Source organism: Lacrimispora xylanolytica (genome assembly GCF_026723765.1).
Taxonomy (GTDB): Bacteria; Bacillota; Clostridia; order Lachnospirales; family Lachnospiraceae; genus Lacrimispora; species Lacrimispora xylanolytica.
The window spans coordinates 1,301,413-1,320,939 of the sequence record NZ_CP113524.1; the positions used below are offsets into that span (position 1 = coordinate 1,301,413).

A 19,527-nucleotide genomic window follows, 5' to 3' on the forward strand; every position below is an offset into this window, starting at 1 on the left:
AACATTAAGAAGTTACTATTTAGGACGATTATTTATATGTAACATTATAACTGAGAAGCGAGGGAATGAGATGAATGAAGAAGTATTAGTATTTGGAAAAGGAATTAAGATTTGGAGCATTATTTGTATCGTTTTAAGCGCACTTGCTGCAATTGTCAATGGTACGTTAGGATTTTTTGATCTGGCTGTTATTGGTTTAGCTGGTTGTGCTGCATATGTACTGCTGTTAATTAAGAAAACGAAGATTGCCTTTTACGCCATTGTTGTTTGTACAATCATTATAATGGTTCTAAATGTGGCTATACATAGTGTGGGGATTATATCATCAATGGTCGGTCTGGTAAATCCTATCATTACATTTTGTTTTCTATCGAAATACTGGAAACAGATGCAATAAATGATGATGGTAGGCGAACTATCTAATCTGTTTAGCTGTCAGATCATAGTTTAGAATACGAACAGGGGATCGAGTCATTGAAAAATGCAAAGAGAAAGAAATTAAGAAATATTTTTTTAGTATTATTTGTAATAATAACTGTAGCCTGCGTAGTGTTAAACCTGAAAGTAAATAATGGAGTAAGGGAAGAGGACTGTGAGAAGGTAGAAGTAGAAATTTTAGATGTAAATAAAAATGTCGTTGCTAAAAAGATGTTTAGAAAAAAAGCGAAAGAATTCATAAAGGTCACCGCTGCCTATCAAAATAAGGAGTATGAAGTAAAGGGTGCGGTAGGTTATGATAAATTTGTAAGACTAAAGGGACACAAGTTTAATGCATTGCTTTATAATGATGAAATCTATTATGACCTAGCCAGTGCAAAAACATCAACAGCTTTTGGAACTATATATTTTATATTATTAGCAGCAGATTTTGGGTGTTTAATGCTGGCGGCTCAATTTAGTACTAAGAAAAAAGATTCAGATTAATTGTGTAATAATTAATACTTTGACAAAAGGTAGCATTCATGGGGATGCTGCCTTTTATTTTTAGATTTTATTGAGTATCTGGAGTTTGTTTTATATGTATCAGATCTGTAGACAGTATTGTTTATTGGAGAGAAGTAAATCTATTTATTTATAGAATATATGAAATATTATCATAAACCAACACATTAAAGAAGTGACACCACCTATAACTAAAAAAATGCTTTCAATGCTAATTACACAATCAATTGCGCTTTGCATTTTAGAATCCCTGTGGGATTTGAATTCCTCTTCACCAGCGATGTTTTTTCTGCGAACATGTCTTCTTTTTTCAACCGATTTTAGATACAGACCTGATCCTAAATAAAGTGCACCCATGATAAAATATGTTGACAAGTCTCGTTTCCCCCTTATATCTGTAATTTAATATTTTGTATATTATACGAAATAAATCATATGATAGCAAGTAATCATAAAGTATAATTTATAAATGCCATAAGATATTACGCGAGTGCTAAAGGAAAAGCATTCATTTTGGATTGTAGATGGATAACGGTATAAGCGCTACAGCTGAGTATTGTCATGATTGTACATATTGATAAATATTTGTGTTTTTGCAAATGGAGTGAGTCAAAAACAAATACGAAAAAATATAAGCCTTTCAATAAATATATTTAGAGGTTATGCGACCAGAGGGTAATGCAGAAGATTTCATCAAACTCGATTAGGATTTGATAACGTGTGCTAAAATGTTTTCATCGTCATGTAAAATAACTAAGTAATAATTGCTATATCACAAATTTATTATTTATGAAACGTCCATCTTTAATTAACGCTAGGTGGGCGTTTTTTTAGTAAATATGAAAATTTAGAAAATTATTAAAAAATCTATGTGCTTAAAAACCGTTTCCTATTCGTGTCCTGTTACTGATTATTTGGCAGATTTATAATAGAATTATTCCTAATTATTTATTTTGGAATAGATACTGGTAAGTATAAAAGATGAAAGAGAGGTTTTATTTATGGATGAAAAAAAGTGTTGTACTGTTGTTAATCACTATTATGGTTGCTGTGGTGGCTGCAGAAATGTTGGTCCAGAGACTGAAAACGTATATTCTACGGAAGAATTTGTATGCGGTAAATGGATTGACGGTAAGCCAATTTATCGAAAGGTCATTACAGGATCGCTAGCAAATGAAAGTGGTAATTCGTTAGTATTTGCAGATGTTTCAGGACTTAATATTGATAGACTGGTTGATTTGTACGGTAGTGCTACCAATAAGGCAGAAACGGGTCAGATCGTGTTGCAGACATCCTATAACCGCGCAGATGCGCTACCTGTTGCAGTAAATATGGTTTATGATGCGGGAGCAGGTGAGTTACAATATTACTTTGTTAATGTTGGTGGATTTTATTCTGGTGCCTCTGCATACGTGGTTATTGAATATACAAAGAAATAATCTATGCGACTGCTAGGTGTAATACTTTAAAAAATGGTAGACGCTAAGGTTGCGGTTAGATTTGAGGAAAGTGTTACAGTAGGCGAGCACTAAAAAAAGCTTGATTTTTATAATGTTATGTAATAAATAACTAAAAATAAGGGAGCCGTTTTTGCGGCTCCTTTTTCTAGTGATTTATTCAATTTCCGTATGTAAAAGCTATGAAATCATATCATTTCAATTATGATACTTCTTTTTTTTATGAATAGTAATATGGTTATTGTTCCCGCAGTAAATCCCTTTTTTAATGGGAGCAATTAAAAAACCAATAACAACTCCTGATAAGAAAAAGGTTGATACAATCAGCTTCTTTTCAAGATAGCTCCATTCATTTTTCAAAAACTTGTCCATAGTTTCTCCCTTTCAATATTTTTATTTTATATTACTATAAAAGTACAAAATAAGTAATACCTTTCAAACAGTATATCTCCATCTATATCATTGATTAATACAAGAAAAATATAGCTTAAAAGCTAAAAGAAAAGGAACCGTGATATCGGCTCCGTATTTCTTACTAATATGCAAAAGAAACGTGCTGAACGAATATGTAAGCTATATATCAAACCGTAGGAACAACTTCCTCTTCTGGAGCAGCAGGAGCCTCTGGCCCTGCAACCGGAAGCTCTTCCAGTCCGGAGCCAGGCCCTGTATAAGTCTCAGGAGCTGGAACAGGCTCTTCTTCAGCAGTAGGAGCACCTAACGTATCAGCGGGCTGTTCTGGGGCATTTGCCCTCTGATTTTCCAGATTATTCATACACTGTTTATAAAGCTCGTCTGCCATCTCCCAGTTGACTACATGGAACCAGTCTTCGATGTACGCTGCACGGTCGTTAAATCGTTTCAGATAATAAGCGTGTTCCCATACATCCATGCCAGTTACCACGCAGAATCCATCGGCAAGAGGGGTATCCTGGTTCCGGGTGGTGACTATTTCAAGGCTTCCATCGGGAGCGACCACCAGCCAGGCAAATCCTGATCCAAATACAGATAAGGCTTTTCGTTTATATTCATTAAAGAACTCTTCCAGAGTACCGAAATCCCGAACAATGGCAGGATAGAGAGTTTCGGCCTGGGAACGGTTCAGAGCATTGGTCATGCCGTTAAAATAAAGAATATGGTTATAAACGCCTCCTCCATAATTGATAATGCCTTGGCGTATTTCTTCAGGAAGGTTTTCCGGGTTTGATATCAGCTCCGGAAGGGATAAGTTTTGCAGTTCCGGATAGTTTCTTAATATTGTATTGAGCTCAACCACATACCTCTGTAAATGCCTGTCATGATGAAGATACATGGTTTGTGTGTCAATATAAGGCTCCAGAGCGTCATAGGCGTACGGAAGCGGAGGATTCACAAATGGGTAATGTTCGTTCATGGGCTGTTATCCTTTTGCATTTTTGTATATGTATATTCAGGGATATCTGATATATGATGGATAAGCAAGGAAGAAAAAAATAGTGTAAGCTGCAAGAGAGTGTTGTATAATAAAGAAACAGTGAATGGTCAAGGAACCGACTTTGGGTGTTTGCTATAGGTTTTACCTATAACCAGATAGTAATTATACATATTAACACTAACGCTTCAAACACGGTATAATACGATCAAGATAGAAATCAAACAAACCAGAGAAGATGTAAACAGGAGGAATTCCCCATGGCAAAGAAGAATAGAGCAGAAAGAGAATTTAAGTTTGAAACATTACAGTTACACGTTGGTCAGGAACAGGCAGATTCTGTTACCGATGCCAGAGCAGTCCCTATTTACCAGACATCCTCTTATGTATTTCATAGCAGCGAGCATGCGGCAGCAAGGTTTAATCTGACAGATGCAGGCAATATTTACGGAAGACTTACCAACCCTACCCAGGATGTATTTGAACGGAGAATTGCAGCACTGGAAGGGGGACTCGCAGCCCTTGCCGTTGCCTCTGGAGCAGCAGCGGTAGCTTATTCCGTTGAGAACCTTGCAAAGAATGGCGATCATATTGTTGCAGCTAAAAATATTTACGGCGGAACCTATAACCTGCTGGCTCATACTCTTCCGGAGTACGGTATTGAAACCACATTCGTGGATCCTTTTGATTACGATGCCTTAGATAAAGCGGTTCAGGAGAATACAAAGCTTATTTTTATCGAGACTCTTGGAAACCCTAACTCCGATGTCGTTGATATTGAGAAAATTGCTCATATCGCTCATGCACATAAAATTCCGTTAATCGTGGATAATACCTTTGCGACTCCTTATTTGGTAAGACCTATTGAATACGGAGCGGATATCGTGGTACATTCAGCAACCAAATTCATCGGTGGCCACGGAACCACCATTGGCGGCGTGATTGTTGACAGCGGAAAATTTGACTGGGAAGCATCCGGTAAATTCGAGACCTTAACAGAGCCAAATCCAAGCTATCACGGAATCTGCTTTACAAAGGCAGCAGGAGCGGCAGCCTATATTACGAAGATTCGGGCGATTTTACTTCGTGACACAGGGGCCTCCATTTCCCCGATTCACTCCTTTATCTTCTTACAGGGACTTGAGACCTTATCCTTAAGGGTTGAACGCCATGTGGAAAATGCCATTAAGGTAGTGGAATTCTTGAAAAATCATCCTCAGGTAGAGAAGGTGCATCACCCATCTATTTCAGAGGATGCACAGCAGCAGGAGCTTTATAAGAAGTATTTCCCAAATGGAGGCGGTTCCATCTTCACCTTTGAGATTAAGGGAGATGCAAAGAAAGCAAAAGATTTCATTGACCAGCTGGAGCTGTTTTCTCTACTGGCAAATGTAGCTGACGTAAAGTCTCTGGTAATCCATCCGGCTTCCACCACACATTCCCAGATGACGGAAGAGGAGCTTTTAGGCTCTGGAATTAAGCCGAACACCATTCGACTTTCCATTGGTACGGAGCATGCAGCGGATATCATTGAAGATTTAGCAGAAGCATTCAAAGCAGTGGAATAGGATTACATAACCGCACGCAGGCTGCCATTACCATATGGCAGCCTGTTGAGCGCGTGTCAGGAAAGGAGTAACTATGACATTACAACAGTTACGGTATGCCGTCTGCATTGCCAACCAGAAGTCCATGAACAAGGCAGCAGCCGAACTATTCATTACCCAGCCAAGTCTGTCAAGCACCATAAGGGATTTAGAGGAGGAGATAGGTCTGACCATATTTCTTCGTTCCAACCGTGGTATAGTGATCACATCGGAAGGGGAAGAATTTTTAGGATATGCAAGACAGATGTTGGAGCAGTACCGTCAGATGGAAGAACGGTTTGTAAAAAAGGAAAAATTCAAAAAGAAGTTCAGCGTTTCCATGCAGCATTATACCTTTGCGGTTCAGGCTTTCATTCATATGGCAAAAGAGTTTGGTATGGATGATTACGAATTTGCCGTCCATGAAACAAAGACCTATGAGGTCATTTTAAATGTGAAAAACCAGAAGAGCGAAGTGGGAATTCTTTATTTAAATGACTTTAACCAAAAAGCCATGGAAAAACTTCTTATCGACAATGACTTAGAGTTCATCGATCTGTTTCGATGCGGAATCTATGTGTATCTTTGGAAAGGAAATCCCCTTGCGGCCATGGACCGGATCGGATTTGAAGACCTTAAAAATTATCCCTGTCTTTCCTTTGAGCAGGGAAATAACAATTCCTTTTATCTGGCAGAAGAAGTATTCAGCACCTATGAATATAAGCAGATTATTAAGGCTGACGACAGGGCCACCTTATTAAATCTGATGGTGGGACTAAACGGATATACTCTTTGCTGTGGTATCATCTGCGAGGACTTAAACGGAGGAGAATATCGAGCCATTCCTCTTGATACAGAGGATAAGATGAGAATTGGGTATATTAAAAAGAAAAAAATGCCCTTAAGTGTTCTTGGAACGAAATATATTGACGAGCTTAAAAAGTATGAGGCCCAGCTATTGTAAGAAAATATTGAACCATAGAAAGAAACTATAGCAGGCTATTGTTTTTTAGTATTAGCGGTTCAACCTACCATATGGGTATACTTATAGGACAAAATAGAAAACGAGAAAGCGGTGGATAAGTATGGAATATGGAATTTCAACAAAGTGTTTATACGGCAATGGAACAGAGGAAACGGTGGATCAATCAGGGGCAATCAGCTTCCCTATTTATCAAACAGCTACCTTTGCACATAGAGGTGTAGGAGAAAGCACCGGGTACGATTACAGCCGTTTGCAGAACCCAACGAGAGAGCAACTGGAAAAGGTAGTGGCAGCATTGGAAAGCGGTGTGGATGCCCTGGCATTTTCCAGCGGAATGGCTGCCATTACAGCTTTGATGGAATTATTCCGTCCCGGTGACCATATTATTACGGATTGCGATTTATATGGAGGAAGCATTCGCCTTTTTGACAATGTGAGTAAGAAAAATGGAATCTTATTCAGCAACGTTGACTGCGCAAAATGTTCTCCGGAAGAATTTGAAAAGCTGGTAGGGGAGAATACAAAAGCCATCTTTATTGAAACTCCCACCAATCCAATGATGAATGTCATTGACATTGAAAGACTGGCAGAAATATCAAAAAAACATGGACTTCTTCTCATTGTTGACAATACATTTATGTCTCCTTATTTTCAGAATCCCTTAAAACTGGGAGCGGATATTGTGGTTCACAGCGGAACCAAATATCTGGGAGGACATAACGATACCATAGCTGGATTTTTAGTAGCCTCCACAAAAGAGCTTTCTGAAAAGCTGCGCTTTCTTATTAAGACAGTGGGCTCCGGACTGGCTCCATTTGACAGCTGGCTGATCTTAAGAGGAATTAAGACACTGGCCCTTAGAATGGACCGGGCTGAGAAGAATGCAGAGCAGCTGGTTTCCTTTCTTTGTAACGAAAAGAAGGTAACAAAGGTCTGTTACCCGGGGCTTAAAGATCATCCGGGACATGAGGTCTGTAAAAAGCAGGCGAGAGGCTTTGGCTGTATGGTCACCTTTGAGGTGGAATCAAAGGAACTGGCTCATAAGATTTTAAAGGATGTCCGGTTGATCCGTTTCGCAGAAAGCCTGGGAGGCGTAGAAACTCTGATTACTTATCCCATTACCCAGACCCATGCCGATGTACCGAAAGAGGTTCTGGCTGCGAATGGAGTTACGGACCGTATCTTACGGTTATCCGTAGGAATTGAAGACGCAGAAGATTTAATCAAAGAATTGGAGCAGGTATTTCATGAGTAAGAGAAATTACGATTTTGATGAATTAATAGAGAGAAGGAATACCAACTGTCTGAAATACGACTTTGCCCTGCGCAGAGGAAAGCCGGAGCATGTGCTGCCCTTGTGGGTCGCAGATATGGATTTTAGAGTCTCCCAGGAGGTTTTAGATGCCATAACGGAACGGGTCCAGCATGGTATTTTCGGCTACAGCGAAGTACAGGAGGATTATTTTGAGGCAGTAAGGGACTGGATGAAAAAGCGGCATGACTGGTCTGTGGAACGGAGATGGCTTGTTAAGACTCCTGGCGTCGTGTTCGCCCTGGCTATGGCTGTGAGAGCCTTTACAAAGCCGGGAGACGGAGTCATGATCCAGCAGCCGGTTTATTATCCCTTCAGCGAAGTGATTGAGGATAACGGCAGAAGGATTGTGGACAATACCCTGGTTCTTTCAGAAGACGGTATTTACAGAATGGATCTGGCGGACTTTGAAAAAAAGGCTGTGGAAAACAAGGTGAAATTATTCCTCTTATGCAATCCCCATAATCCAGTGGGAAGAGTCTATTCCAGAGAGGAATTAGAGCAGCTGGGTGAAATCTGCATCCGCCACGACATTCTGGTCATCAGCGATGAGATCCATCAGGATTTTGTCTACGACGGAAAGCATCAGGTATTTGCAAACATTGGAGACGAGCTTAAAAACAGGACGATTACCTGCACGGCTCCCAGCAAGACCTTTAACCTGGCCGGTCTTCAGGTCTCCAATATTTTTATATCAAACGCTGATATCAGAAGAAGGTTTAAAAAAGAAATTGCAGCCGCAGGCTACAGTCAGCTAAACACCCTGGGACTTACGGCTTGTGAGGCGGCTTACCGCCATGGAGAAGCGTGGCATGAGGAGTTGATGGAATACCTAAAAGAAAATCTCGGCTTTGTAAGGGAGTATCTAAAGAAACATTTGCCTCAAATCAAGCTGATCGAGCCAGAGGGTACCTATCTTGTATGGCTGGATTTTCGGGAGCTTGGACTCACAGAAGAAGAGCGGGAGTCAATGATTGTAACAAAAGCAGGCCTCTGGCTGGACAGCGGAGCCATTTTCGGAGAAGCCGGAGAAGGGTTTGAGCGGATTAACATTGCATGTCCGAAGTCAACGTTAAAGCAGGCTCTTGATAAGCTGAAGGCTGCCATAGCAGAACTTTAAAAAAATATTAAAAAGTTATTGACACACACCTTTTCATGTATTAATATAATTATAACATATAAACATATTAAATATGTATGTAAATAGAAGAGGTGGTCACATATGAAATATAATACGAATGTTATCTCTAATCGGATCTATTTTAATAATAAATGTTGTTGTCAGGCTGTATGTATGGAGAGTGATACAGTTTTATTGTAATGCCATTTGCGTTGCCTGACAGCTTAAAGGGATGAAATAGCAGTTTATTTCATAAACACCAAAGAGCAGGTGCCAAAGTGGCAGCTGCTCTTTTTTCATAATCAAACTAAAAAATGGAGGAACATATCATGGGAGCAATCAAAGAAAGTGCATTAGAATTAATTGGAGGAACACCGTTACTTAAATTAAACCGCTACAGTGCAAAGGAAGGAATTAAGGACGCTACCATACTTGCGAAGCTGGAATACTTAAATCCGGCAGGTTCTGTAAAAGATCGTATCGCGCTCGCCATGATCGAGGATGCGGAAGCAAGCGGCGTATTAAAGGAAGGCGCTACCATAATCGAGCCAACCTCCGGCAATACAGGAATCGGCCTTGCAGCGGTTGCAGCGGCAAAGGGCTATAAGACGATACTTACGCTTCCGGATACCATGAGTGTGGAACGAAGAAACTTATTAAAAGCATACGGCGCAGAGCTGGTACTGACAGAAGGAGCCAAGGGCATGAAGGGCGCCATTGCAAAGGCAGAGGAATTAAAGGAGTCCATTCCTGGTTCCGTCATCCTTGGTCAGTTCGTAAATCCAGCAAACCCTAAGGTGCACAGAGCTACCACCGGACCAGAGATCTGGGAGCAGACCGATGGAAGCGTAGATATCTTTGTCGCAGGCGTAGGAACTGGCGGAACCATTACTGGAGCAGGCTCCTACTTAAAGGAAAAGAATCCGGATATTAAGATCGTAGCCGTAGAGCCTGCTAGCAGCCCGGTACTTTCCGGAGGAAACCCAGGCCCTCATAAGATTCAGGGAATCGGAGCAGGATTCGTACCAGAGGTATTGGATACAAAAATTTACGATGAGGTCATCACAGTAGAGAATGAAGATTCATTTGCAGAAGGAAAGACCTTTGCAGTTACCGAGGGAATCCTGGTAGGTATTTCATCTGGTGCAGCATTGAGAGCAGCAAAAATATTAGCAGAAAGACCTGAAAACAAGGGAAAAACCATTGTTGTGGTATTACCTGATTCCGGTGACCGCTATCTGTCCACCCCATTATTTGGCTAAAGAGATCTGACATACAAGGTGACTGGTGGTATTTACAGCTGGTTATAAGTAAATCTTATTGCCAGCTGTATTTTTTATATATTATACAGAAACCTATAGGAATGGTATGATTTAAGAAAGAATAAAGAAAGTACAGAAAGGAGTTTTCAAATGAAGTGTTGGAACATGAAATCAAACAATCATTTAATCGTCATGTGCAGACTCTCTTTATGCTATACCAATGGCGAAACCTGATATCCTATGCATAGAAAAAATGCTATGGGGAGCAGGCGTCAGACGGCATCTGCTTTTTTTGTACCCAAAAATCAGAAAGAAGGAAAAAATAATGGCAATAGATGAGAAATTTGGCAAGGTGGTAACCTCGGAAGATGCACACGAAGTATCAAAAACAGGAGCATTTGTAAGACAGGAAAATTACTTTATTACCCCATTTGGAGATGGGGAAGGAGAACTTCCGGTGGAGGCCGGACGGTACCGCCTTATCTGGACTCCCCTTTGTCCCTGGGCCACGAGACAGATCATTGCATTAAAGCTTCTTGGCTTGGAGGATGCGATCAGCGTAGGAACCGTAAGCCCCATACGAAGAGAGCAGGGCTGGGAATTTTCCTTAGATGAAGGAGGCGTTGATCCCGTATTACAGATTCGCTATCTTCCAGAAATCTATGCAGAGACAGCACCGGAGTATGAGGGAAGAGCAACGGTTCCAACTGTAGTAGATGTAAAGACCAGAAAGGTGGTAAATAACGATTACCACCACCTGACGAACCATTGGGAAACGGCATGGAAGCCGCTTCATAAGGAAGGAGCACCTGATCTATACCCAGAAGAATTAAGAAAAGAAATCGATGAACTGAATGTTATTTTGTTCCATGATGTGAATAACGGAGTTTATAAGTCCGGCTTTGCCCAGTCCCAGGAGGAATATGAAAAAGCCTATGAGGTACTGTTTGAACGGCTTGACTGGTTGGAGGAACGCCTGTCAAAAAGCAGGTATCTGTTTGGAGATCAGATCACAGATTCCGATATCCGCCTATACGTGACCCTGGCAAGATTCGATATAGCCTATTATTTCTGCTTTAAGACAAACAGAAACCGGCTTACCGATTTTGAGAACCTGTGGAATTATGCAAAGGACTTATATTCCATTCAAGCTTTTAAAGAAGCAACGGATTTTGAATCCATTAAGAAAGGATATCTCCTGGGTAATCACGCCCATAATCCTTACAATATCCTTCCCCTTGGCCCGGATACTTCCACTTGGACCGAACCACATAACAGAGATGAGAAATTTGGAAAAAGACTAGTTCAATATTAAACTTAAAAATGAGGAGAAAAGTTATGAAGAAAAATTTTGCGAAAAAGACAGTATTAGGATTCCTTACAGCAGCAGCCGTAATCGGCGCATTGGCAGGCTGCGCAAAGCAGGAGAGCAAACCATCAGAAGCCCAGACGAGTAAAGCCAGTGAGGCTGCCTCAGAGGGAACAAAGACAGCGGAAAGCACAACAGCAGCAGGAGAGAATAAAACAGAGCCAATCACTATCTACGCAGCTACAGGCGGCTCCCCAAAGCCATTTACCTTCGTAGATAAGGACAATACGCTGACAGGACATAACATTGAATTAATCAAAGCTATATTTGAACGTCTTCCCCAGTATAAGCTTGAAATTGAAGTGACTGATTTTCCATCCATCTTTGCCGGCCTGGATTCTGACCGTTACCAGATTGGTGTAAACAACTTTGCAAAGAATGAAAAGCGAAAAGAAAAGTACTTATTTACAGACCCGATTTTTGCCAATGAATACGTTGCCATTTTTAAAAAAGACAATGCCAAAGCAGAAACCATTGAATCATGGGATGACCTTTCAGGCTTAAAGACCATTTCCCAGGCAGGCATCAACATAACCACTGCACTTGAAAATTATAATGCAGCCAATCCATCAAAGCCAATCAACATCGAATACAGCGAAGAAGACCTTGTTCTTCAGATTCAGGATGTAGAGGCCGGAAAATACGATTTCGTTTTAATGGATAAACCAATGTTTGAGTATTACCAGAAAGAGTTTAACTTTAATGTAACCGGCGTTTCTTTAAATAATGATGTTTCCAAGGATCTGATGGGAGAGCCATTCAGCTACTTAATTGTCAGCAAAGGAAATGAAACACTGGTAGAAGATTTAAATAAAGCCTTAAAAGAAGTCATTGAAGACGGAACCTCAAAGGAAATCAACTTAAAATGGTTTGGTAACGATTATTCCCCTTCCTATAAATAAAGAAGGATTAGCTGGAGGAACAAGATGAGCAAAATATTTGATTGGCAGCTGGTATTTACGGAAATTCCCGCATTACTGAAATACTTGCCCGTAACCTTAAAACTGACGGTAATCGCCCTGGTGATCGGCTGGGTAGTAGGGCTTTTGATTGCATTTGTAAAAATTCACAACATTCCGGTCTTACGGCAGATTTGTTCTCTGTTCGTATCGGTAGTAAGAGGAACCCCTATTATCGTTCAGCTCTACTTAACCTACTTTGGGATTCCCATTGCCTTAAAATACTACAATTTCTACAATGGAACCGAATATAACGTCAACGGGATACCGCCAATTATTTTTGCCATCGTGGCATTGGGCTTAAATCAGTCCGCTTTTGACTCGGAAACCATACGTGCTGCCATCCAGTCCGTGGAAAAAGGCCAGGTGGAAGCCGCTAAATCCTTAGGGATGAACGGCTTCCAGATCTTTCGGAGAGTGCTGTTTCCCCAGGCTGTAACGGTTGCCATACCGTCCCTTGGAAACTCCCTCATCGGTCTGGTAAAAGGCACGTCTCTTGCATTTACCTGTTCGGTGGTGGAAATAACCGCTCAGGGTAAGATTTTAGCCGGCAGCAGCTACCGGTATTTTGAGATTTACTGTTCTCTTGCCATCATCTACTGGGTGCTGACAATCTTCATTGAAAGACTGTTTGCATACATAGAAAAAAGAATGAGTGTACCGGAGCAGGTCACAGTGGTAAAAGGAGGTGCAGGAAATGAGCGCAATTGAAATCCGCGGATTAAGTAAAAAGTACGGCGAAAACGTGGTACTCGATAACATGGATTTAACCGTTAATAAGGGAGATGTGGTTGCTATCATCGGTCCTTCCGGCACGGGAAAGTCAACCCTTTTACGCTCCATCAATCTCCTGGAGAAGCCAGAACAGGGCACTGTAGTCATCAATGGCAGAACCATTGATTTAACCACCAAATCCTCCAAAGAAAAGCTGGAGCTGAGGCGATACACGGAAATGGTTTTCCAGCAGTTCAATCTTTTTAAGAACCGAACGGCTCTTGAAAATGTAATGGAAGGCTTAATGGTAGTAAAGAAGTTAAAAAAGAACGAAGCCAGGGAGATTGCAGTTAAGCACCTTCAAAAGGTAGGAATGGGAGACCGCCTCTTTCATTATCCCAGACACTTGTCTGGCGGACAGCAGCAGCGGGTCGCCATAGCCAGAGCGCTTGCCATGGACCCGGGACTTCTTCTCATGGATGAACCAACCTCTGCTCTTGACCCGGAATTAGTCAGTGAAGTACTGACCACTATCCGGAATGCGGCCAAAGAGGGTAACACCATATTACTGGTCACCCATGAAATGAACTTTGTTAAAAACGTAGCAAACCGAATCCTATTTCTGGAAAATGGAAAAATTGTAGCGGATGGAACCCCAAAGGAAATTTTTGATAATCCTCAAAATGAACGCTTAAAAGAGTTCCTGGTGAAGATTCATATGCTGGAAAGCCCGGATTTTACAATATAGGAAAAAAGTTTAAGCCTCGGGAGGTATTTTTATGAACGATATTATTTATAAGACAACAAAAGAACATGTGAACTGGCAGGAAGTTTCTGATATCCTCCGCCGGTCCGGACTTTCGAACCATACGAAGGAGGAGCAGGAGACCATCTTCACGAACAGCTACGCCGTGGTATTTGTTTACCATGGGGAAAGACTTATCGGAGTGGGGAGAGCCTTATCCGACGGAGTCTGCCAGGCAGCCATTTATAACATAGCCCTTGAGGAAGAATTTCAGGGAAATGGAGTGGGCAGAAAGCTGATCACTCTTCTTCTTGATCAGGTAAAAGGCCAGAATGTAATTCTTTATACCCACCCAAGAACAGTAGCCCTATATGAAAAAATGGGATTTCGAAGAAGCAAGACCGCCATGTGTATCTTTAACGGTTCCGAAGAGTCCAGAGCCTTTATGGAGGAGGAAGGATTTATGCTTCCGGAATCATACCGGTTCGTGGATGAGTATGGAAGGGAAGATATGAAAAGGTCATAAAAGCCAATAGGAAAAGAGGAAATTGCCATGTCAAAGAGATTTATCACCAATGAAGTAGAAAAAGACGGGAAGTTTAAACGACAGGAGAATCGTTTTACCACTCCCTTTGGAATAGAGGAGGGGCAGCTCCCCATAGAACCTTCCAGATACCGCCTGCTTTGGTCACCTGCCTGTCCATGGGCCCACAGGTCTGTGATTGTTCGAAGCCTTTTAGGCCTTCATGATGTCATAAGCCTGGGTACCTTAGACCCTGTAAGGCCAGATGTAGAGCGGACGGACTGGGCATTTACCTTAGATGCTGGTGAGGTGGACCCGGTATTAAAGATTCATTATATAAGCGAGGCTTATCTAAAAGCGGACCCGGATTACACAGGTAGATTTACCGTTCCAGCCGTAGTGGATGTGGCAACAGGAACCGTAGTAAATAATGATTACTATCACCTGACCAGATACTGGGAGGTAGAGTGGAGCAAATACCATAAGCCGGATGCCCTTGACCTCTATCCTGAAGCATTAAGAGAAGAGATTGACGCATTAAACCAGATTCTTTTTGACGAGATCAACAACGGGGTATACAAGGCTGGATTTGCCAGAAGCCAGGAGGCGTATGAAGAGGCTTATTCCCTCGTATTTAACCGCCTGGATTGGCTGGAAGAGCGTTTAAGCCACAGCCGTTATTTATTTGGAGATAAAATCACAGAATCGGATGTAAGACTATATGTTACACTGGTTCGGTTTGACGTCGCATACTATAACGGCTTTTTCTTAAATCGTAACCGGATTTCTGAATTTCCCAATCTTTGGGGCTATGTAAGAGACTTATATTCCCAGAAAGGCTTTGGGGATACCACAGATCTTGATGCCATTAAAAAGCATTACCATCTCTGCGCCGTATCCAATAATCCCTACGGTATTGTGCCAAAAGGCCCTGATCTATCCGGCTTGTTAAAACCTCATGGTAGAGATACCATCCATTATAAATAGGGGAGGCGAAAGGGTGAAGGCAGTAAGAGTATCGGAAAACTGGCAGTATGCAGGTGTCTATTATGTCAGAGTAGAAACCATGGTGAAAGGATTTCGTGTCCCCATGGACAAAGAATTCGATGAGGGAGATTTTAACGAACCTCTGTATGTTTTAGTTCTTGACGGCATTTACCCTGTGGCAACCTGCAGAATTCATCTTCTGGAGGAAGAGAACATAGCAAAAATTGAGCGTGTCAGTGTTTTAAGTGAATACCGTAGTAGGGGAGTCGGAAGGCTTTTGATTGACGAAGCGGAGAATTGGATCCGGGAATGGGGCGTTAAAAAAATTGTTATCACCAGCCGGGATGAAGCCGTGGGCTTTTATGAAGCCCTGGGCTATCAGCCGGATTATGGAGTAAAGATAGATGGAGGAATCTTTCAGATTATCCATACGGAAAAATATGTCTGAAAAAGGAGGATTTGATATGTCAAGCTTGAGTACGAAACAGAGACTGCGTCCAAAAGAAATCGAAAATGAAATTGATGAAAGAGGGGCATTCATCCGCCAGCCCAATCATTTTACAACTCCTTTTGGAGAGGGAGAAGGTGAGCTAAAGGCGGAAGCCGGAAGATACCGTCTCTTCTGGGCCAAGGGCTGTCATTGGTCCAACCGGGCCTCCATTGTAAGGGAGCTTCTTGGGCTTACGGATGCCATTGGAATCAATCTTGTGGGACACAGCAAGGAAAACAGTGCATTTGGATGGGAATTCGTGTATAATGAGGACAGAAAAGATCCGGTACTGGGGGCTCAGTTCTTAAGTGAATTTTATTATAACGCTGATCCGGATTATCAGGGACGCTGCACGGTTCCAGCTCTTGTAGACATCACAACAAAGCAGGTGGTGAACAATGATTATCACAGACTCACCAACTATTTTGAAACAGCCTTCCGGCCGTTCCAGGCTCCGGATGCTCCGGACTTATATCCGGAAGAAATACGTCAGGAAATCGATGATTACAATGACTGGCTTTTTCCCAATGTAAACAATGCTACCTACCGTATGATGTTTGCCCAGTCCCTTGAAGCCTATGAAGAGGCATTTGAAGATTTCTACAAGGCTCTGGATGAGATAGAAGAGAGACTGTCAAAGAACCGCTTTTTATTCGGCGATTATGTCACAGACAGTGATGTCCGGCTTTTTGTTACATTAGCGAGGTTTGACACCCATTATTACCGCAATCTCGGCCCGATTAAGCGACGGGTGGTGGATTACGAGAATATATGGGCATACTTAAGAGACTTATATGTAATTCCGGCTTTCCGCAATAACACATATTTCCGGGATATTGCGGCGCCCCGGTCAGAGAATAAATCCCTTTTCCAGGACTTTAATTCCCGTTTTGTGAATCAGATTGATTACGAAGGTATTTGGTCTGCCCCTCAAACCCGGAAGGAATTAAGCAAAACTCCAGAGGAGAAGTTCAAACGCCATGGAAAGGGAAATGAATAATCCAGGCAGGTGATCGTATGATAAACACAAACAGGCTTGTCAGCCAATTTAAAACAATGGTAGAGTTTGATTCTGAAACTTACCACGAAAGAGAGATTGCAGACTATCTGACTCTTCAGTTAAAGGAATTGGGATTTGAGGTAGAGGAAGATGATGCCGGAATACAGCTAAAAGAGCGTATTACCGGATACGGAAATCAGTCCCCCACCGGAAATCTCTATGGACGATTAAAAGGAAACACAGAGGGCAGCCCGGTTCTTTTATCGGCCCATATGGATACCGTACGTCCGGGCATAGGAAAACGGGCCATTGAGGACGAACACGGAGTCATTACTTCAGAAGGCGAGACCATCCTTGGTGCTGACGATCTTTCTGGGGTTGCGGCCATCTTAGAGGCAGTCCGGGTCATAAAAGAAGAAAATCTGTCTCATCCGGACATTGAAATACTTTTCCCAGTGGCAGAAGAAAACTATGGAAAAGGAAGTCAGATCTTTGACTATTCTAAAGTCAGTTCCAATCTGGCATACGTCTTTGATTTAAGCGGAGAGATTGGTCTGGCCGCCACGGCAGCTCCAACCCTCATTTCTTTTGAAATCAGAATACAGGGGAGAAATGCTCATGCGGGATTTTGTCCCCAGCTTGGAATCAATGCCATTGAAATAGGAGCCCATGCCATCTCCCAGTTAATGCAGGGCTGGGTGGATGAAGTGACAACGGTGAATATCGGAAAAATAAGCGGCGGAAAACAGACCAATATTGTACCGGATGACTGCATCATACTGGGAGAAATCAGAAGCCTAAAGGATGAAAGGGCACTTGAGCAGCTGGAAAAATTAAGAGAAATATTCTCAAAGACAGCAGCTCTTTATGAGGGAAGTATAGAATTTATTTATGAGAAGCAGATTGAAGCCTATGAAATCGGTGACGAAGAGGAAGTGGTAAAACGATTCCGCAAGGTCTGCGGCCAGCTTGGTCTCACTCCTGTGACTCAGGTTACGTTAGGAGGAAGCGATAATAATCATTTTGTAAAGAATGGTATCCGCGGAATTGTAGTTGCCTGCGGCATGAATGAAGTCCATACCACAAAGGAATATACCACGGTGGATCAGCTTGAGAAAACCGCTTCTCTTGCCCTGGGATTGATCACCGTAGAATACGACCAATAAAAAAGAAGAAGCCTTGGCTTCTTCTTTCTCTATATAAAAGACTGTTCCAAGTGTTTGAAATTCAGGAATCAGTCTTAATCATTAGGTTGAGCCGGCAAAGAGGCCATTCAGGACGACTCCGCCGACTTAGAAAAACATATGTAGTAAGCTCTCTGACTGCTTTGGGTTTTTTCTATGTTCGTATTAATATCATACCGTAAAATTGTGAAGAAATTTTGTCCTGCTCCTAAAGAAAGCATAAAATTAATGAAGAATTTCTGTAAAAAATTGGAAAAGTATACGAGCCTATGTTGCAGATAATATGATATAGTAGAAAATTTCCCATTAAGCAAATTCAGTATTGCCTGTAGGTGCAAAATATGATATTTATATATTAGTTAGCCAAAACTAACCTAAAACCTGCAAAAAATGGAATAATGGGAAACAACAATTTGACTGTGGAGGTATTGAAATGCTATTGGAAAGACATCTAATCGAATATTGTTCCCCAACGCTGGCTTCCTTAAAGACAGCCAGTCTGTTTAATCATTCCTTCACATCGGAAGAAGAGCTTCAAAAACAGCTGGATCACTTAAACAACCAGCTGGGTGAAAAAGGAATATCTCTCATAGAATTATACCGTCGCAATAACAAGGCGCTGATCTATGTTTATCGGAAAACTCATTTAGAAGCTGATTTAAATCGACCCGGTGTGTGCAGATTTCTTAAAAAATACGGTTATGAGCATATGGATGTAGAGTATGCTCTTAGCAGGCTGACAGAGCGGTTGAAGGAATCCGGCTCCTTCCCTCATGAAATAGGACTCTTTCTTGGATATCCTTTGGGTGATGTGATCGGATTTATTAACAATGCAGGTAAAAACTGCAAATGCATCGGCTGCTGGAAGGTTTATTGCAATGAATGCGAGGCGGAGAAAAAATTTGCAAGATACCGCAAATGCAGAGTCATTTACTCGCGTTTATGGAAAAATGGCAGAACGGTCTGGCAGTTAACAGTGGCTGCCTGAGCAAATAAAGAGGAAAGAAGAGGTAGGATAAGATGAGTAAAGTAGCAGTTGTTTTTTGGAGCGGCACAGGAAATACAGAAGCAATGGCAAAGAAGGTAGCGGATGGAGCGAAGGAAGCGGGCGCAGAAGTATCTTTATTTACAGCATCTGATTTTCAGCCAGAACAGGTGGATGAATTCGATGCGATTGCCTTTGGATGTCCATCCATGGGAAGCGAAGAATTAGAAGACGGCGAATTTGAACCAATGTTCAAGGGCTGTGAGCCAAAGCTGTCAGGAAAAAAGATTGCTTTATTCGGTTCCTACGGCTGGGGAGACGGCGAATGGATGAGAGACTGGGAAGAAACCTGTAAAAAGGATGGCGCAGTGCTCGCTCATGAAAGCGTAATCTGTAACAATGAGCCAGATGCAGATGGAGAAGCACAGTGTGTAGAGCTTGGAAAGGCACTTGCATAACTTTTAATGAAAATAAGCCATGGATCATTGCTAGCGCT

21 protein-coding genes are annotated in these 19,527 nt (G+C 41.8%); 19 read left to right on the forward strand and 2 right to left on the reverse strand.

Annotated features, from left to right (window positions below; genetic code table 11):
- Positions 1 to 70: 70 nt before the first annotated feature.
- From OW255_RS06115 to OW255_RS06125, 3 genes are all read left to right on the forward strand, one after another.
- Positions 71 to 397 (forward strand): hypothetical protein, encoded by a 327-nt coding sequence (locus OW255_RS06115; RefSeq protein WP_024836780.1) that lies wholly within the window; start codon positions 71 to 73, stop codon positions 395 to 397.
- A 77-nt stretch (positions 398 to 474) separates the two neighbouring features.
- Positions 475 to 924 (forward strand): hypothetical protein, encoded by a 450-nt coding sequence (locus OW255_RS06120; protein WP_268116007.1) that lies wholly within the window; start codon positions 475 to 477, stop codon positions 922 to 924.
- Between the two features lie 1,019 nt (positions 925 to 1,943).
- The gene (locus OW255_RS06125; RefSeq protein ID WP_268116008.1) at positions 1,944 to 2,381 is read left to right on the forward strand and encodes a hypothetical protein; all 438 of its coding nucleotides are present in this window, start codon (positions 1,944 to 1,946) and stop codon (positions 2,379 to 2,381) included.
- Between the two features lie 216 nt (positions 2,382 to 2,597).
- Here the strand turns inward: OW255_RS06125 and OW255_RS06130 are convergent, their stop codons facing one another.
- Positions 2,598 to 2,771: a hypothetical protein gene (locus OW255_RS06130; protein ID WP_197029663.1), complete on the reverse strand. Its 174-nt coding sequence runs from the start codon at positions 2,769 to 2,771 to the stop codon at positions 2,598 to 2,600.
- Between the two features lie 208 nt (positions 2,772 to 2,979).
- Positions 2,980 to 3,792 (reverse strand): superoxide dismutase, encoded by an 813-nt coding sequence (locus OW255_RS06135; protein WP_268116009.1) that lies wholly within the window; start codon positions 3,790 to 3,792, stop codon positions 2,980 to 2,982.
- A 278-nt stretch (positions 3,793 to 4,070) separates the two neighbouring features.
- Here OW255_RS06135 and OW255_RS06140 point away from each other — a divergent pair, with 278 nt between their 5' ends.
- The 16 genes from OW255_RS06140 to OW255_RS06215 all read left to right on the forward strand — a co-directional run bounded on the left by OW255_RS06140 (position 4,071) and on the right by OW255_RS06215 (position 19,489).
- Positions 4,071 to 5,378: an O-acetylhomoserine aminocarboxypropyltransferase/cysteine synthase family protein gene (locus OW255_RS06140; protein ID WP_268116010.1), complete on the forward strand. Its 1,308-nt coding sequence runs from the start codon at positions 4,071 to 4,073 to the stop codon at positions 5,376 to 5,378.
- 73 nt (positions 5,379 to 5,451) lie between these two features.
- The gene (locus tag OW255_RS06145) at positions 5,452 to 6,360 is read left to right on the forward strand and encodes a LysR family transcriptional regulator (RefSeq protein WP_024836774.1); all 909 of its coding nucleotides are present in this window, start codon (positions 5,452 to 5,454) and stop codon (positions 6,358 to 6,360) included.
- 121 nt (positions 6,361 to 6,481) lie between these two features.
- Entirely contained in the window at positions 6,482 to 7,636 is a 1,155-nt protein-coding gene (locus tag OW255_RS06150) for a trans-sulfuration enzyme family protein (RefSeq protein ID WP_024836773.1), read from the forward strand.
- Positions 7,629 to 8,813 carry a MalY/PatB family protein gene (locus tag OW255_RS06155; RefSeq protein ID WP_024836772.1) on the forward strand — a complete coding sequence of 395 codons (1,185 nt, stop codon included), beginning with the start codon at positions 7,629 to 7,631 and terminating at the stop codon, positions 8,811 to 8,813. The genes OW255_RS06150 and OW255_RS06155 overlap by 8 nt, the downstream gene beginning before the upstream one ends.
- Before the next feature lie 329 nt (positions 8,814 to 9,142).
- The gene (cysK, locus tag OW255_RS06160) at positions 9,143 to 10,075 is read left to right on the forward strand and encodes a cysteine synthase A (RefSeq protein ID WP_024836771.1); all 933 of its coding nucleotides are present in this window, start codon (positions 9,143 to 9,145) and stop codon (positions 10,073 to 10,075) included.
- A 325-nt stretch (positions 10,076 to 10,400) separates the two neighbouring features.
- Positions 10,401 to 11,390, forward strand: a complete 990-nt coding sequence (locus OW255_RS06165; protein WP_268116013.1) for a glutathione S-transferase family protein — start codon at positions 10,401 to 10,403, stop codon at positions 11,388 to 11,390.
- A gap of 23 nt (positions 11,391 to 11,413) precedes the next feature.
- Positions 11,414 to 12,346, forward strand: a complete 933-nt coding sequence (locus OW255_RS06170) for a transporter substrate-binding domain-containing protein (RefSeq protein ID WP_268116015.1) — start codon at positions 11,414 to 11,416, stop codon at positions 12,344 to 12,346.
- 24 nt (positions 12,347 to 12,370) lie between these two features.
- The gene (locus OW255_RS06175) at positions 12,371 to 13,114 is read left to right on the forward strand and encodes an amino acid ABC transporter permease (RefSeq protein WP_024836768.1); all 744 of its coding nucleotides are present in this window, start codon (positions 12,371 to 12,373) and stop codon (positions 13,112 to 13,114) included.
- Positions 13,101 to 13,865 carry an amino acid ABC transporter ATP-binding protein gene (locus OW255_RS06180; RefSeq protein ID WP_268116016.1) on the forward strand — a complete coding sequence of 255 codons (765 nt, stop codon included), beginning with the start codon at positions 13,101 to 13,103 and terminating at the stop codon, positions 13,863 to 13,865. The genes OW255_RS06175 and OW255_RS06180 overlap by 14 nt, the downstream gene beginning before the upstream one ends.
- Before the next feature lie 31 nt (positions 13,866 to 13,896).
- A complete protein-coding gene (locus OW255_RS06185; protein ID WP_268116017.1) occupies positions 13,897 to 14,388 on the forward strand; it encodes a GNAT family N-acetyltransferase in 492 nt (163 codons plus the stop codon).
- 27 nt (positions 14,389 to 14,415) lie between these two features.
- Positions 14,416 to 15,372 carry a glutathione S-transferase family protein gene (locus tag OW255_RS06190; RefSeq protein WP_268116018.1) on the forward strand — a complete coding sequence of 319 codons (957 nt, stop codon included), beginning with the start codon at positions 14,416 to 14,418 and terminating at the stop codon, positions 15,370 to 15,372.
- Between the two features lie 13 nt (positions 15,373 to 15,385).
- Positions 15,386 to 15,820 carry a GNAT family N-acetyltransferase gene (locus OW255_RS06195; protein ID WP_268116019.1) on the forward strand — a complete coding sequence of 145 codons (435 nt, stop codon included), beginning with the start codon at positions 15,386 to 15,388 and terminating at the stop codon, positions 15,818 to 15,820.
- A 16-nt stretch (positions 15,821 to 15,836) separates the two neighbouring features.
- Positions 15,837 to 16,862 (forward strand): glutathione S-transferase C-terminal domain-containing protein, encoded by a 1,026-nt coding sequence (locus OW255_RS06200; protein WP_268116020.1) that lies wholly within the window; start codon positions 15,837 to 15,839, stop codon positions 16,860 to 16,862.
- Positions 16,863 to 16,879: 17 nt separating this feature from the next.
- Complete coding sequence (locus OW255_RS06205; RefSeq protein WP_268116021.1) at positions 16,880 to 18,028, forward strand: M20/M25/M40 family metallo-hydrolase; 1,149 nt, start codon at positions 16,880 to 16,882, stop codon at positions 18,026 to 18,028.
- Positions 18,029 to 18,479: 451 nt separating this feature from the next.
- A complete protein-coding gene (locus tag OW255_RS06210; protein ID WP_024836761.1) occupies positions 18,480 to 19,034 on the forward strand; it encodes a DUF3793 family protein in 555 nt (184 codons plus the stop codon).
- Positions 19,035 to 19,066: 32 nt separating this feature from the next.
- Positions 19,067 to 19,489 (forward strand): flavodoxin, encoded by a 423-nt coding sequence (locus OW255_RS06215; RefSeq protein WP_024836760.1) that lies wholly within the window; start codon positions 19,067 to 19,069, stop codon positions 19,487 to 19,489.
- The last annotated feature ends 38 nt before the right edge of the window (positions 19,490 to 19,527 follow it).